At 67.2% G+C, this 14,501-nt stretch carries 12 protein-coding genes; 3 read left to right on the top strand and 9 right to left on the bottom strand.

Annotated features, from left to right (window positions below; translation table 11 throughout):
• Window position 1: 1 nt before the first annotated feature.
• Window positions 2–1,456 (top strand): PepSY domain-containing protein, encoded by a 1,455-nt coding sequence (locus VUG52_RS11065; protein ID WP_050706191.1) that lies wholly within the window; start codon window positions 2–4, stop codon window positions 1,454–1,456.
• A 104-nt stretch (window positions 1,457–1,560) separates the two neighbouring features.
• Here VUG52_RS11065 and ykgO read toward each other — a convergent pair whose 3' ends face one another.
• Window positions 1,561–1,707, bottom strand: coding sequence for a type B 50S ribosomal protein L36 (gene ykgO / locus VUG52_RS11060; RefSeq protein ID WP_023632134.1), 147 nt, complete (start codon window positions 1,705–1,707; stop codon window positions 1,561–1,563).
• A gap of 137 nt (window positions 1,708–1,844) precedes the next feature.
• Between ykgO and VUG52_RS11055 the strand changes: the two genes are divergently transcribed.
• Window positions 1,845–3,935 (top strand): TonB-dependent siderophore receptor, encoded by a 2,091-nt coding sequence (locus tag VUG52_RS11055; protein ID WP_052895959.1) that lies wholly within the window; start codon window positions 1,845–1,847, stop codon window positions 3,933–3,935.
• A 7-nt stretch (window positions 3,936–3,942) separates the two neighbouring features.
• On the opposite strand, the gene VUG52_RS11050 is transcribed toward VUG52_RS11055, so the two are convergent.
• Both VUG52_RS11050 and VUG52_RS11045 read right to left on the bottom strand, forming a co-directional pair.
• The gene (locus tag VUG52_RS11050) at window positions 3,943–4,191 is read right to left on the bottom strand and encodes a metal ABC transporter permease (protein WP_331832968.1); all 249 of its coding nucleotides are present in this window, start codon (window positions 4,189–4,191) and stop codon (window positions 3,943–3,945) included.
• Window positions 4,188–4,751 carry a metal ABC transporter permease gene (locus VUG52_RS11045; protein WP_331832967.1) on the bottom strand — a complete coding sequence of 188 codons (564 nt, stop codon included), beginning with the start codon at window positions 4,749–4,751 and terminating at the stop codon, window positions 4,188–4,190. Before VUG52_RS11045 ends, VUG52_RS11050 begins: the two co-directional genes overlap by 4 nt.
• A 245-nt stretch (window positions 4,752–4,996) precedes the next feature.
• On the opposite strand from VUG52_RS11045, the gene mrdA reads away from it, so the two are divergent.
• A complete protein-coding gene (mrdA, locus tag VUG52_RS11040) occupies window positions 4,997–6,883 on the top strand; it encodes a penicillin-binding protein 2 (RefSeq protein WP_050706088.1) in 1,887 nt (628 codons plus the stop codon).
• A gap of 270 nt (window positions 6,884–7,153) precedes the next feature.
• On the opposite strand, the gene VUG52_RS11035 is transcribed toward mrdA, so the two are convergent.
• The 6 genes from VUG52_RS11035 to VUG52_RS11010 form a co-directional block, all read right to left on the bottom strand.
• Window positions 7,154–7,873, bottom strand: coding sequence for a thioesterase II family protein (locus VUG52_RS11035; RefSeq protein ID WP_050706089.1), 720 nt, complete (start codon window positions 7,871–7,873; stop codon window positions 7,154–7,156).
• 4 nt (window positions 7,874–7,877) lie between these two features.
• Window positions 7,878–8,099 (bottom strand): MbtH family protein, encoded by a 222-nt coding sequence (locus VUG52_RS11030; protein ID WP_050706090.1) that lies wholly within the window; start codon window positions 8,097–8,099, stop codon window positions 7,878–7,880.
• Window positions 8,100–8,327: 228 nt separating this feature from the next.
• A complete protein-coding gene (locus tag VUG52_RS11025) occupies window positions 8,328–9,722 on the bottom strand; it encodes an efflux transporter outer membrane subunit (protein ID WP_331832966.1) in 1,395 nt (464 codons plus the stop codon).
• Window positions 9,719–12,802, bottom strand: a complete 3,084-nt coding sequence (locus VUG52_RS11020) for a MexW/MexI family multidrug efflux RND transporter permease subunit (protein WP_331832965.1) — start codon at window positions 12,800–12,802, stop codon at window positions 9,719–9,721. Before VUG52_RS11020 ends, VUG52_RS11025 begins: the two co-directional genes overlap by 4 nt.
• Window positions 12,803–12,820: 18 nt before the next feature.
• Window positions 12,821–13,915 carry an efflux RND transporter periplasmic adaptor subunit gene (locus VUG52_RS11015; protein WP_050706093.1) on the bottom strand — a complete coding sequence of 365 codons (1,095 nt, stop codon included), beginning with the start codon at window positions 13,913–13,915 and terminating at the stop codon, window positions 12,821–12,823.
• Window positions 13,916–13,929: 14 nt separating this feature from the next.
• The gene (locus tag VUG52_RS11010) at window positions 13,930–14,415 is read right to left on the bottom strand and encodes a DUF2165 family protein (RefSeq protein WP_050706094.1); all 486 of its coding nucleotides are present in this window, start codon (window positions 14,413–14,415) and stop codon (window positions 13,930–13,932) included.
• Window positions 14,416–14,501 lie beyond the last annotated feature (86 nt).

The raw sequence follows: 14,501 nt of genomic DNA, 5'->3' as shown, positions 1-14,501 counted from the left end.
CCTGAAACGCCAGCTGTACCTGTGGCACCGCTGGCTGGGCATCGTCGCCTGCCTGTTCATGGCGCTGTGGTTCGTTTCCGGGGTGGTCATGCTGTATGTCGGCTACCCCAAGCTGACCCCGGCCGAGCGCCTGGCCCACCTGCCGGCCTTGCCGGCGGGGTGCTGCGCCGAGTTGCCGGCGCAGTGGGCGCAGCAGCCGTTGAAGGCACTGCGCCTGACCAGCCTGGGCGGGCGGGCGCACTACCTGCTGGAACTGGCTGACGGTCGCCGCGTCACCCTCGACGCCGCCAGCGGCGCGCCCTTGGCTCACGCCGATGCCGCCTGGGCACTGGCCAATGCCCGGCAGTACGCCGGTGACGCCGCGCTGGCCTACCAGGGCACGGTGGACGAGGACATGTGGACCCACTCCCGGGCCCTGGACGGCGACCGGCCCCTGCACCGGGTGCAGGTGGACGATGCCGCCGGCACCTTGCTGTACCTGTCCGGGCGCAGCGGTGAAGTGGTGCGCGACGCCACCGCGCAGGAGCGCGCCTGGAACTGGGTCGGTGCCTGGCTGCACTGGCTCTATCCCTTGCGTGGCGGGTTTGGCTTCGACAACGGTTGGCGCACGCTGGTGATCGGCCTGTCCGTGCTCGGCACGCTGATGGCGATCCTGGGCATGGCGGTGGGCATCCTGCGCCTGCGGCTGCGCAGGCGCTACCGCAGCGGCTCGTGCAGCCCCTACCCCGGCGGCTGGCTGCGCTGGCACCACATCGGCGGGCTGCTGTTCGGCGGCGTGCTGGTGTTGTGGGTGTTCAGTGGTTTGATGTCGATGCGTCCCTGGGGCCTGACCGACAGCCGTTCGCAGATCGCCCTGCAACCCGGCCCGCTGCGCGCCGCCGACCTCAAGCTGCCGGTCGCCACCGCGTTGGCGAGGTTGCGCGAGGAGGCAGGTTTCAACACCGTCGAGTTGCAGTGGCAGCGCCTGGCCGACGTCACCAACCTGGTGGCACGTAATGCCAACGGTGACAGCCGCGTCCTCGAAGCCGGCACGCCACCGGCCCGGGCATTTGCCCGACAGCGGTTGCTGGCGGCCGCGCAGACCATGGCCCCGGGCATCGGAGTGCAAGACGACTGGCAGACCGCCTACGACTTCCACTACTTCGCCCGCGATCCGCAGAGCATGTACGGCTTCCAGTCCCGCCCTTTGCCCGTGCTGCGCCTGCGCTTCGCCGACCCGGCCGCTACCTGGGCCTACCTGGACCCGGCCAGCGGCCTGCTGGTGGCCAGCCATGACCGGACGCAACGGACCGGGCGCTGGTTGTTCAACCTGCTGCACAGCTGGGACTGGCAACCGCTGCTGGCGCGGCCGCTGTTGCGGGAAGGGCTGATCATCGCAGTGAGTGCCGGTGGACTGGTGATTGCCCTCAGCGGTGTGGTGCTGGGTTGGCGGCGTTTGCGCAGGACGCTCCGTTAGCGTCTGCATCGAGCATGCAGCGTTCTCGGCGGGCTCTCGTGGGAGCGGCGGTGCGCCGCCGCTCCCACGCTGATAACGCCTAGAACTCTTGGCCCAGCCGACTGCTACCCCCGCTTCTTCTTCACCCCGCCCTGCCTGGCCTTGAACCGCGGGTTGGACTTGCAGATCACATAGATCCGGCCACGACGCTTGACCACCTGGCAATCACGATGACGGCGCTTGGCCTGCTTGAGTGAGGACAGTACTTGCATAGGAACCTCAGGTTACGTAATAACATTACAATAACGCGAATCATTTCCATCTGACAACCGCTCTGAATACCTAATCTGGCTGTGGCGCCAGCGTATCGTTAAATGTTACGTTATTACATATTAATTGGAGAACCCTCGTGAACCCTCGCGCACCGCTTCTGGCCGGCCTCACCCTGGGCCTGTTCGGCCAACCCCTCTCGGCAGCCCAACCCCTGCTGCTGGAAGAAACCTCGATCACCGACGCCTACCTCGAAGAGCGTGCCGACGGCCCGGTGCAAGGCTACCGCGCCACCCGCTCGGCCACCGCCACCCGTACCGACAGCGATATCCGTGACACCCCGCAAAGTATCCAGGTGGTGCCCGCCCAGGTGATCAAGGACCTCAACACCACCCGCATCGACCGCGCCCTGGATTTCGCCGGCGGCGTGTCGCGGCAAAACAACTTCGGCGGCCTGACCTTCCTCAACTACAGCGTGCGCGGCTTCACCACCGGCGAGCTGTACAAGAACGGTTTCGCCATCAACCGCGGCAGCTACAGCTCCCCGGACACCTCCAGCATCGAGCGCATCGAAGTGCTCAAGGGCCCGGCCGCCAGCCTCTATGGCCGTGGCGACCCTGGCGGTCTGGTCAATATCGTCAGCAAGCGTCCCCAGGCCGAGACCTTCAGCACCCTCAGCCTGAGCGCGGGCAGCTGGGACCGCTACCGCACCGCCCTGGATGCCAACTCGCCCCTGGACAGCGAAGGCAACCTGCTGGGCCGGATCAACCTGGCCGTGGAGGACAACGGCAGTTTCCGCGATCACGTGGACAGTGAACGACGCATTGTCAGCCCGTCGCTGAGCTGGCAGCTGTCGCCGGACACCCGCGTGATGCTCGATGCCGAATTCTCGCGCACCGAATCGGTGTTCGACCGGGGCATTCCGGCGGTCAACGGCCAGATGGGTTCGGTACCGCGCTCGACCTTCATGGGCGAACCCAACGACGGCAGGATCCGCAACGACAACCAGACCCTCGACCTGGCGCTGGAGCACTTCCTCAACGACGACTGGAAGCTGCGCCTGGCCAACCACTACACCCAGGGCAAGCTCAAGGGCAACAGCTCCGAGCCCCAGGCCCTGGTCGGCACGACAATCACCCGCTTCTACCGCGAGCGTGACTTCGAATGGAACGACAACATCACCCAGGCCGAGCTGCACGGCCAGTTCCAGCTGGGCGGCTGGCAGCACCAGGCCCTGATCGGGCTTGAATACGAAAACTACCGCAACAGCCAGAAGTACCCGCAAAGCGCGACCTCGGCGGGCTATGGCCTGGACATCTACAACCCGGTGTACGGCAAGCCCAAGCCGACCGTCGTCCGTCCCAACGACTTCTTCGAGCACACCGAAAGCTATGCCCTCAACCTGCAGGACCAGATCGCCTTCACCGAGCGCCTGCGCGGGTTGGTAGGTGTGCGCCTGGAGCGTATCGAACAGATTTCGCAGAACCGCGCCACGGGCGCCAGCGACAGCCAGGAAAAGGATGTCGCCACGCCGCGCGTAGGGCTGCTGTACCAGCTGACCCCACAGGTCGGCGTGTTCGCCAATGCCTCGACATCGTTCAAGCCTAATACCATCGGCACCCAGGGCCAGGTCTACAAGCCTGAAAAAGGCCTGGGCTACGAGACCGGGCTCAAGCTCGACCTGCTCGACAGCCGCCTGGGCGCGACCGTCGCGCTGTTCCATATCGACAAGGAGAACGTCATCACCACCGACGCGCTCGGCGAAAGCGTGGCGGCCGGCAAGGCGCGCAGCCAGGGCCTGGACCTGCAGTTCAGCGGCCAGCTGACCGATGCCGTGCGGGTGATCGGTGCCTACGCTTATATCGATGCCGAGGTCACCAAGGGCGACGCCGCCCTGCCCAAGGGCAGCGACTTGCTGGGCATTGCCCGCAACAGCGGCAGCGTGATGGGCGTTTACGAGTTCCAGGACGGTGCCCTGCGCGGCTCGGACGTCGGCGCGGCGTTCAACTATGTCGGCGAGCGCTCCGGCCAGGCCGGCAGCCACTTCACCCTGGACGCCTACAGCACGGTCGACCTGCTGGCGCACTACAAGGCCAGCGAACAGGTCACCGTGGGGCTGAACCTCAACAACCTGTTCGACCGCAAATACTACGAACGCTCGTACAACAGTTCGTGGGTGCTGCCGGGCGAGCCACGCAACTTCAGCGTAAGCCTGACCCTCAGTCTCTGAGGGTCGTTCACGTCGCCATGGGCGACCCGACCCTGCGCCCAAGCGCCTGCCAGCCCAGCACCAGCACAAACACCCCGGCAAAGGCCATGACGATGGTCGGCGCTGGGGCGCTGTCGAGGTAGAACGAGCTGTACACGCCCACGAACGAACAGCCGATGGCGACCAGCAGCGCCAGCCACAACATATTTCGGAACTGCCGCGTCAGCAGCGCGGCGATGGCCCCCGGGGCAATCAGCAAGGCGATCGCCAGGATCACCCCCCCGAGGCCTTCAGCGCCCCGACCACCGCCAACGAAATCAGGCACAGCAGGCCATAGTGCAGCCAGCCGCTGCGCAGGCCGACCGCCTGGGCCTGCACCGCATCGAAGGTATGCAGCATCAGGTCCTTCCACTTGGTGGCGATGACCAGTGCCGTGAGCACGGCGATGCCCGCGCACAGCCACAGGTCCTGGGGGCCGGCGCCGAGGATGTCGCTGAACAGGATATGGTCCAGATGCACATCGGACTGGATCCTCAGGTACAGCACCAACCCCAGGCCGAACATGCCCGAATAGACGATGCCCATCACCGTGTCCTGCTTGATGCGGCTGTTCTCCTTGAGGTAGCCCGTGGCCACCGCGCAGAACATGCCGGCCTGGAACGCCCCGATGGCGTAGGGAATCTGCACGATGTAAGCGATCACCACGCCGGGGAACACCGCGTGGGCGATGGCGAAGCCGCGCTCGCCCAGGTGGCTGCCGATATGGGCGGACAGGACGGGATCGTCCTCGATGGCGAGGATGCGCACCGGGGCATGGGAAGCGAGAGCCGACTGCATGGATTACCTTGCGAATGATAATGATTGCTTGTCGCGTATTCTGACAAATCCCAGCCCTTCGCCACAAATCTCATCGTTCCCATCACGGCTCCCCAGGCGACATGAAGGAAACTTCATATTCGCCTTCACGCCCCTGATAGCGGGGCCGACCGGCATAGCGCAGGCATTGCGCAGCGAGGCTCGCCTTGAGCCCCCCTGCCCGTCCGCGTAGCATCGCGACCCCATTGCGTGACACCACGAAGCCCATGCCCCAGCCCATTCCCCTCAAGGACCACGAAAAGGAAAAGCACCTGGTCAACCGCCGGTTGCTGGCCTGTGCCCTGCTGGTGATGAGCCTGGTGGCGGTGCTGGTGGGCCGGCTCTATGTCCTCCAGGTGCTGCAGCATGACCAGCAGAGCGCGGTGTCGGAGAACAACCGCGTGCATGTGCTGCCGATTCCGCCCGAGCGCGGCTTGATCTATGACCGCAACGGCGTGGTGCTGGCCGACAACAAGCCCAGCTTCAACCTGACCATGACCCGCGAACGGGCCGGCGACCCGGCGCGGGTGCTCGACAGCCTGGCGCAGATCCTCACGCTGTCCGAGGACGACCGCCAGCAGTTCGACAAGGACCTGCGCCGCGGTCGCAAGCCGTTCGAGCCGGTGACCCTGCTGGTGGGCCTGAGCGAAGAGCAGATCGCCCTGATCGCGGTCAACCAGTTCCGCCTGCCGGGGCTGGAGGTCGAGCCGCAGTTCATCCGCGAATACCCGCTGGCCGAGCACTTCGCCCATTCGGTGGGCTACGTCGGGCGCATCAACGAAAAGGAAGCCAAGGCCCTCGACAGCACCGCCTACCGCGGCACCCAGTCGATCGGCAAGACCGGCATCGAACGCTTCTACGAGAACGAACTGCACGGTCAGGTGGGCTACGAGGAAGTCGAGACCAACGCCCAGGGCCGGGTGATGCGCGTGCTCAACCACCACGACCCGGTGCCGGGCAAGGACATCGTGCTGAGCCTCGACGCCCATCTGCAGCAGGCCGCCGAGAAGGCCCTGGGCGATCGGCGCGGCGCGGTGGTGGTGCTCGACCCGGCCAACGGCGATGTGCTGGCGATGGTCAGCAACCCGGCCTTCGACCCCAACCTGTTCGTCAAGGGCATCAGCTACAGGCAGTACGCCGCCCTGCGCGACTCCATCGACCGGCCGCTGTTCAACCGCGTGCTGCGCGGGCTGTACGCCCCCGGCTCGACGGTCAAGCCCGAGGTGGCCATCGCCGGCCTCGACAGCGGCGTGATCAACCCCGCCAGCCGGGTCTTCGACCCCGGCTACTACGAGCTGCCCAACTACGACCACAAATACCGCAACTGGAACCGCACGGGCGATGGCTGGGTGGACATGTACACGGCGATCATGCGCTCCAACGACACCTACTTCTACGACCTCGCGCACAAGCTGGGCATCGACCGCCTGCACGACTACATGGCCGAGTTCGGCCTGGGCCAGAAGGTCTCGCTGGACATGTTCGAGGAAGCCCCCGGGCTGATGCCGTCACAGGCCTGGAAGCGCGCCACCCGGCGCCAGGCCTGGTTCCCCGGCGAGACGCTGATCCTCGGCATCGGCCAGGGCTACATGCAGGTCACCCCGCTGCAACTGGCCCAGGCCACCAGCCTCTTGGCCAGCAAGGGCGCCTGGCACCGCCCGCACCTGGCGCTGACCATCGGCGGCCAGGCGCCGGTGGACCCCAACCCGATGCCGGATATCGTGCTGCACGACCGGCACGCCTGGGACCAGGTCAGCCAGGGCATGCAGATGGTCATGCACGACCCGCGCGGCATCGCCCGCGCCGCCGCCGCCGGCGCGCAGTACCGCATCGCCGGCAAGAGCGGCACGGCGCAGGTGGTGGCGATCAAGCAGGGCGAGCGCTACAACCGCGACAAGACCCTCGAGCGCCACCGCGACAACGCCCTGTTCGTCGGCTTCGCCCCGGCCGAGCACCCGGCGATGGTGGTGGCGGTGATGATCGAGAACGGCGAGGCCGGTGGTCGGGTGGCGGGGCCGGTGGTGCGGGAGGTGATGGATGCGTACTTACTGGATGAGCAAGGGCATTTGAAGGCGCAGTACGCGGGGATGGTCAAGGCTGTTCCGCATACATAGAACCGCGCCTGAATCGAGGCTTGGATACTTGGCGCAAACACCGGGCTACATACCCCGGAGCCAGCAATGCAGCATTCGGAGGGGTGGTCGGGGCCGGCATGAAAACGCCTGAACGAGTTGTCTATCCGTATGACTCTGCGTGCAGCACAACAGGCCTGCAACTGGCAAAAATATCAGGCTTGGTCGCCGGAGAACCAGCGACCAATCCAACGCGGGGACAACAGCTAAGCCACGTTTGAAGCGGCGCTACAACGCGACGGCAACCGCCGCTCAGGCACAAAGCCGCAGCGGTTCCAGGGTCCGACAGAGTACGTCGAGCACCCGGTCTTCCTGCTCATGGATAAAGAAATGCCCGCCGGGGAACTTCGCCAGCGAATGCGCACCCACGGTCTCCCGTCCCCAGGCCTGCAACTGTTCGTCACTGGCGCGATCATCCTCGCCGGCAAGCACGTGCAGCGGGCATTGCAACGGCTGGCGCTGCTGGTAGGCGTAGCGGCCACAGAGCAGGAAGTCCGCCTGCACGATCGGCAGGGTCAGGCTCATCAGCTCCTGGTTGGCCAGTACTTCCTCGGGGGTGCCGCCCAGCTTGCGCAGTTCGGCGATCAGCTCGGCGTCGCCACGGGGTTCGGTCCACTTGCCGCCGGCGTAGTCCTCGCGGCGGGTCGGCGCCGCGGTGCCACTGGCGAACAACGCCAGCGGCGGTGGACAGCCCAGCGCACGCAGCTCGTGGGCCAGCTCGAAGGCGACCAGCGCTCCCAGGCTGTGCCCGAGCAAGGCGTAAGGTGCCTGGGTGGCGGTGCGCTGCTCATGGGCCAACTGCCGAGCCAGGCCGCGCAGGTCGGTGTGCAGGTCATCGCCCATGCGCGCGCCGCGGCCGGGCAGTTCCACCGGGCGCACCTGCAACCAGGCCGGCAGCTTGCGCCGCCAGCGGCTGTAGACCATGGCGCTGGCACCGGAGTACGGCAGGCACAGCAGGTTCAGGCTCGACACCGGCTTACTGCGCCGCTGCTTCGGCCATCTTCTGGCGCAGGCTCAGTGGGCGCATGTCGGTCCAGACCTTATCGATGTAGGCCAGGCAGTCCTTCTTCAGGCCGCTCTTGCCCACCGCGCGCCAGCCGTTGGGGATCGCCTTGTAGTCGGGCCAGATGGAATACTGCTCTTCGTGGTTGACCACTACCTGGAACTGGATATCGTCGCGGTCGAAAACGGAAGTCATTGCCTGTCTCCTTGAATGATGAGTGCCGAACGCGCCGGGCGCAGGGCGGCTTCCATGAAAACGAAGGACGCTTGGGGAAAATTAGGGGCGCTCGACGATAGCATTGCGGGGCGCTCGAGATCGAGCGCCGCCGGCGCGGGGCATCGCGGATAAATCCGCTCCCGCATCTATTGCAACGTGGCCATTCCTGACAGGCCATGGTTGTACAGCATGAAGGATCGGCGCGCACTACTGCGCCGCACTCCCCCACCCCAACGCCTTGTACAGCGCAATCGCATCCAGGTACGAGGCTGTCTCCGCCTCGGCCACCTCGCGCTTGATCGAGAACAGCGCACGCTGGTTCTCCAGCACTGCCAGGTAGGTCCCCGCGCCGCGCCGGTAGCGCTTGTTGGCAATGTCGATGGCCTCGCTGCCGTGGCCGGCGGAGGCCACCAGGCTCTGCAGCCGGGCCTGGTTGCGCACCAGTTGCGTCACCGCGTTCTCCACCTCTTCGCGAGCCAGCAGCACAGCCTGCTGGTAGCGTGCCTGGCTGCCCTCGGCCAGCGCCTCGCGCACTCGCAGGCGGGCACGGGCGTTGCCCAGGCGCAGCGCCGGCCAGGTCACCACCGGCGCCAGCTCGTAGGCGCGGGCGGCGCTGCCCAGGTCGCCACTGCGCAGGGCGAAGAAGCCGATGAAGCCGCCCAGGTCCAGGCGCGGGTACAGCTCGGCGGTGGCCGCGCCGACGTCCTCGGTGCTGGCCGCCAGCTCACGCTCGGCACTGACCACATCGGGGCGCTGGCCGATCAGTGCGTCGACATCACCCAACGGCAACTGGCGCGCCAGCGGCGGCAGGAACGGCGCGGCGCCCTGCTCCTGGCTGCCCGGCACCTGCCCGGTCAGCACGTCGAGGCGGTAGCTGGCCTGCTGGATCGCCGCCTGCAACGGCGGCACCGCCGCCTCGCTGAGCAACAGGTTGGCGTGGGCGTTCTGCTGGTCTTCGTACTGGCCGCTGCCGGCGCGCACCTGTGCGCTGGTCAGCTGCAGGGTTTCGCGCCAGGCCTCGACCTGGTCCTCGGCCACGGCCAGGCTGCGCTTGAGGCCGAGCTGGAGGTAGTAGTTGCGGGCCACCTCTGCGGCGATGCTCAGGCGTGCCTGACGCAGGTCCGCCGCCGCCGCGTCGGCGCGGGCTTCAGCGGCGTCGGTCAGGCGTTGCAGGCGACCGAACAGGTCGATCTCCCACTGCACGTCGAAACCGGCGCGGTACTGCTCGGTGCGCATGCGCCGCGGGTCGCTGCCATCGGCCGGTTGCTGCTGCTCCAGGCTCTGGTTGTAGCCGGCGCGGGCGGTGACCCAGGGATAGCGGTCGAGGCTGCGGTCGTCGAACAGCGCCCGCGCCGCCAGCAAGTTGGCGTGGGCCTGGCGGATGTCAAGGTTGTTGGCCAGGGCCTGGTCGACCAGGCGCACCAGCTGCGGATCGTCGAAGAATCGCCACCACTGCGCCGACAACTCGCCACGGGCGGCGAAGGCGGCGCGCTGCGGGCTGTGCACGCCACTGGCCGGTACCTTGGCCTTCTGGTAGTCGGGGCCGACGCTGCACGCGGTCAAGGCCAGGGCCATCAGGGAAACGACGAATACAGGCTTCATGGCTGGCCCTCCAAGGTCTCGGCCAACGACCGCGCCCGCGCCGAACGCGCGGTGCTGGCATGGTCACGGGCCAGCAGGCTGTAGATGGTCGGCAGCACGAACAGGGTGAACAAGGTCCCCACCAGCATCCCGGTGACGATCACCACGCCCAGCCCGAACCGGCTGGCAGCGCCGGCGCCCGAGGCGAACAGCAGCGGGATCAGCCCCACCACCATGGCCGCCGTGGTCATCAGGATCGGCCGCAGGCGGATCTGCGCCGCCTTGCCGATCGCCGTGCGCCGGTCCAGGTGCTGCTCGGCCTGCAGGGTGTTGGCAAACTCGACCATGAGGATGCCGTGCTTGCTGATCAGCCCGATCAGCGTCACCAGGCCGATCTGCGTGTAGATGTTCACCGTGGCCACCCCCAGTGCCAGGGGCAGCAGCGCGCCGCTGATCGACAGCGGCACGGTGATCAGGATGATCAGCGGATCGACCAGGCTTTCGTACTGCGCCGCCAGTACCAGGTAGATCACCACCACGGCGGCGAGGAACGCCAGCATCAGGGCGTTGCCCTCCTGCTGGTACTGGCGGGCGTCGGACTGCCAGTCGATGCTGAAACCAACGGGCAACTCAGCCGCGACCTGTTCGAGGAAGGCCACGGTGTCGCCCAGGGTGACCCCGGCCGCCGGGATGCCCTGGAAGGTCGCCGCGTTCTGTTGGTTGAACTGGGTCAGGCGGTTGGGCTCGACCTGCTCGCTGACCTGCACCACGGTGGACAGCGGCACCAGCCGGCCCTCTTCGCTGCGCACGTACTGCCGGGTCAGGGCCTGCGGGGTCAGGCGCTGGTCGCGTGGGCTCTGGGCGATGACATCGTAGGAGCGGCCGTCGAGGCCGAAACGGTTGAGGTAGTTCTCCCCCACCAGCACCGCCAGCGACTCGCCGATGTCCTGCATGCGGATGCCCATGCTGTTGGCCTTGGCCCGGTCGACCCGCACCTGCACCACCGGGTTGTTGTAGTCCAGGTCGCTGTCGACCACGGCGAACAGGCCGCTCTGCCGGGCCTTGGCCTTGACCTGTTCCATGGTGTCGAACAGCACCCGGTAGTCCTGGGAGCTGCGCAGCACCATCTGCACCGGCAGTCCACCGGTGGAACCCGGCAACGCCGGCAGCTGGAAGGCGAAGATGCTGGTGCCCTCGACATCGTTGACCGCCGCCTGCAGGTCGAGCTGGATCTGCGAGGCGTTGCGCGCGCGCTCGTCCCACGGTTGCAGGTTGATGCCGCCGATGCCCGAGGCAATGCCGTCGCTGCCGTTGATGATCCAGGTGCTGACGGTCTCCGGCAGCATGCGGTAGACCGCGTCGAGCTTGTCGGCAAAACGTTCGACATAGGCCAGGTTGGCATGCTGCGGCGCCTTGATCGCGGTGAGCAGCCCGGCCTGGTCCTCGGTCGGCGCCAGCTCGCGCTGCGGCAGGCTGTACAGCAGCGGCAGGCTGACCAGCACCAGCAAGGCGAAGCCGACACTGATCCAGCGGTGCTTCAGCGAGAACCCCAGTACCTGGGCATAGCGCTCGGCCAGCCAGTCGAAGAAGCGGTTGGCGGCATGGGCCATGCGCCCTTCGGACTGGCGCGCATCGAGCAGGAACGAGCTCATCACCGGCGACAGGGTCAGCGCCACCACGCCGGAAACCACCACCGCGCCGGCCAGGGTCAGGGCGAACTCACGGAACAGCGCGCCGGTCAGCCCGCCCATCATGCCGATCGGCGCGTACACCGCGGCCAGGGTGATGGTCATCGCGATCACCGGCCCGGCCACCTCGCGGGCGCCGATCAACGCCGCCGCCACCGGCGTGCGTCCCTCCTCGATGTGGCGGTGGACGTTCTCCACCACGACGATGGCATCGTCCACCACCAGCCCCACCGCCAGCACCATGGCCAGCAGGGTGAGCAGGTTGATGCTGAAGCCGAACGCCAGCATCAGCGCCGCCGCGCCGAGCATCGACAGCGGGATGGTCACCACCGGGATCAGCACCGTGCGCAGCGAACCCAGGCACAGGTAGATCACCACCACCACGATCGCCAGGGCTTCGAGCAGGGTCTTGGTGACCTCGTCGATGGAGGCCTGGATAAAGCGCGCCGTCTCGAAGGCAAGCTCGGCCTTGACGTCCGGCGGCAGGGTCTGGCGGATCTGCGGCAGCAGCTGGCGGATGCCCTCGACGATCACCAGCGGGTTGCCACCCGGGGTGGCGAACAGGCCCAGGTGCACCGCCGGCACGCCGTCCATGCTGGCGCTGGTTTCGGCCGAGGCGGCGCCGAGCTCGACGGTGCCGATGTCACGGATGCGCACCAGGCCATTGCCGTCGTTGCGGATCACCAGCTCGCGGAAGTCGCCGACCGAGGTCAGGTCGGTATCGACGCGGATGTTGGCGATCACGTACTGGCCCTTCACCTTGCCGGGCGCCGCCTGGTAGTTGTTGCGCCGCACCGCCTCGGCCACGTCGGCGGCGGTCAGGCCTCGAGCGGCCAGGCGCGCCGGGTCGATCCACAGACGCATCGACAAGGTCTGGCCGCCGAACACCTGGACCTTGGCCACGCCCTCGATGGTGCTGAGCAACGGCTCGACCACCCGCGTGAGGTAGTCGGTCATGGCCGGGATCGGCAGGCTCGGGCTGGCGAAGCCGATATAGGCCACCGCCGTCGACTCGCCGGCCGAGCGCTCGATCACCGGATCGTAGGCGCGCTCCGGCAGGCGGTAACGCACCTGGTTGACCTTGGCCATCACCTCGGTCAGCGCCTGGGTGGAGTCGCGGTTGAGCTCCATGCGCACGGTCACCAGGCTGCGGCCCTGCACCGAGGAGGACGACAGGTAGTCGATACCTTCCACCGACGACACCGCCTGGGCGATCGGCTGGGTGACGAAGCCCTGCATCAGTTCGGCCGGGGCGCCGGGGTATTCGGTGGTCACGGTGATGGTCGAGCTTTCCAGCAGCGGGTACTGGCGGATCGGCAACTGCAGCAACGACAGCAGCCCCAGCAGCAGGATCAGGGTGCTGACCACCAGCGCCAGCACAGGCCGGCGCACGAACAGGTCGGTGAATGTCATGGCGTGTTCTCGCTGGAGTCAGGCGCCGCTGGCCGGGGCCTGCAGGGTGTCTTCGGTGGCTTGCACGGCGGTACCGTCGCTCAGGCGCAACTGCCCGGACACCACCACCTGGTCGTCTTCGTTCAGGCCCTGCTCGATCACTACCCGACCGGCCTGGCGCTCGCCGGTGCGCACCGCCACCCGCTGCACCACCAACGCACCGGCGGCGTCATCGTGGCGGGCGACGAACACCGTGTCGCCGTAGGCGGTGTAGGCCACCGCAGTCTCCGGCACGGTCAGCACCTGGCCATCATCGGGGCTGGCCACCTGCACGCTGGCGTACATGCCGGCCGCCAGGCGCGCATCGGGCTTGGCCAGGGTGGCCTGGACCTGCACGGTGCGCGAGCGGCCGATCAGTGGGTCGATGGCCGTGATATGAGCGGTGAACGGCGTATCGGGGAAGGCATCCAGACGCACCTCGACAGGCTGGCCGGGGCGCAGCTGGGCACTCAGCTGCTCTTCGAGGGAGAAGTTGACGTACAGGCTGCGGGTGTCGATCAGGCTGACCACCGGATCACCGACATTGAGGTACTGGCCCTGGTTCACCCGGCGGATACCCAGGCGCCCGTCGAACGGTGCGCGCACCGCCTTCTGGGCGATCACCGCCTCGGTACGGGCCAGTTCGCCCTGGGCCATGTCCCGGGCTGCCAGGGCATTGTCCAGTTGTTCCTGGGTGGCGGCATTCTCGCGCAGCAGGTCCTTGACCCGCCGGTGGTTGGTCCGCGCATTGTCCAGCTGGGCCTTCAGGCGCAGGCGCTCGGCCTGCTCCGGGGCATCGTTGAGGGTGACCAGCACATCGCCCTTGCGCACCTGCTGGCCGGATGTGAAGTTGATCGCCGTCACCCGTCCGCCGATCTCGGCCGACACCAGCACCTGATGCACCGCCTCCAGCTCGCCGACGCCGGCGAAGGCGCGTTTCTGCGGTGCTTTCTGCACCGTGGCCAGGGCCACCTTGACCAGGTGCCGCGCGGGTGTCGCCGTGGCCTGGGCCTGGCCGGTGTGGCGCCAGGCCAGGCCGGCGGCAGTGACCAACGCCAGCACCAGGGCGCTGCCAAGTATCGCCTTGCTTTTCATTTCGCGTCCTCGCCTCAGGCCCAATTCAGGTTGAACAGGAAGAACGCCAGGATCGCCCACAGCACCAGCACCAGGTGGGTGAGCTGCAGGCCTTCCTGGCGAATCCAGTAGCCGAACCACAGGCCACCGAGCAGCATGGCGAAGGTGAAGGCGAGGAACGCGGCGAGCGCCAGGTTCAGCCAGGCGCGGGCCATGAGCGGGTCCTGGGCGACGATCAGCCCGTAGCAGCCGACCCAGGCCGCCAGGCTGGCGACGATCTGCAGCAGCAGGATCACCAGCAGCGCGGCGCGGGCCAGGCCGGTCGACTGGCAGGCCCGGCGCAGCAAGGGGAAGTCGATGGCCGGTGGCTGGCGCAGCGGCGCCATGGCCAAGGTGGCGCCGATGGCGCCGACGGAACTGGCGAAAGCCTGCAGGTTGTTCAATACCGCGATGCTCAGCCATAACGCCAGGCCCACGGCCTGGATGGCCTGGAACAGCCACAGGGAGGTGTGCAAATCCATATCAACGTCCGTATTGATGGCCTGCCCAAAAGGGAAACAGGCAATTACACAAGAAAACTCTTGGATATTAGTGGCAGCCCTGCCGA

Origin of the sequence: Pseudomonas sp. LH21 (genome assembly GCF_036549575.1) — a bacterium.
GTDB lineage: Bacteria > Pseudomonadota > Gammaproteobacteria > Pseudomonadales > Pseudomonadaceae > Aquipseudomonas > Aquipseudomonas peradeniyensis.
The sequence above is the reverse complement of the archived record's forward strand: the minus strand, read 5'-3'. Positions and strand labels throughout refer to the sequence as shown.

Bases quoted from the DNA above. Each gene is read 5' to 3' on its own strand.
- ykgO (WP_023632134.1), bottom strand. From the start codon at position 1,707: ATGCAAGTACTGTCCTCACTCAAGCAGGCCAAGCGCCGTCATCGTGAT.
- VUG52_RS11045 (WP_331832967.1), bottom strand. From the start codon at position 4,751: ATGCAGTCGGCTCTCGCTTCCCATGCCCCGGTGCGCATCCTCGCCATC.
- mrdA (WP_050706088.1), top strand. From the start codon at position 4,997: ATGCCCCAGCCCATTCCCCTCAAGGACCACGAAAAGGAAAAGCACCTG.
- VUG52_RS11030 (WP_050706090.1), bottom strand. From the start codon at position 8,099: ATGACTTCCGTTTTCGACCGCGACGATATCCAGTTCCAGGTAGTGGTC.
- VUG52_RS11025 (WP_331832966.1), bottom strand. From the start codon at position 9,722: ATGAAGCCTGTATTCGTCGTTTCCCTGATGGCCCTGGCCTTGACCGCG.
- VUG52_RS11020 (WP_331832965.1), bottom strand. From the start codon at position 12,802: ATGACATTCACCGACCTGTTCGTGCGCCGGCCTGTGCTGGCGCTGGTG.
- VUG52_RS11015 (WP_050706093.1), bottom strand. From the start codon at position 13,915: ATGAAAAGCAAGGCGATACTTGGCAGCGCCCTGGTGCTGGCGTTGGTC.
- VUG52_RS11010 (WP_050706094.1), bottom strand. From the start codon at position 14,415: ATGGATTTGCACACCTCCCTGTGGCTGTTCCAGGCCATCCAGGCCGTG.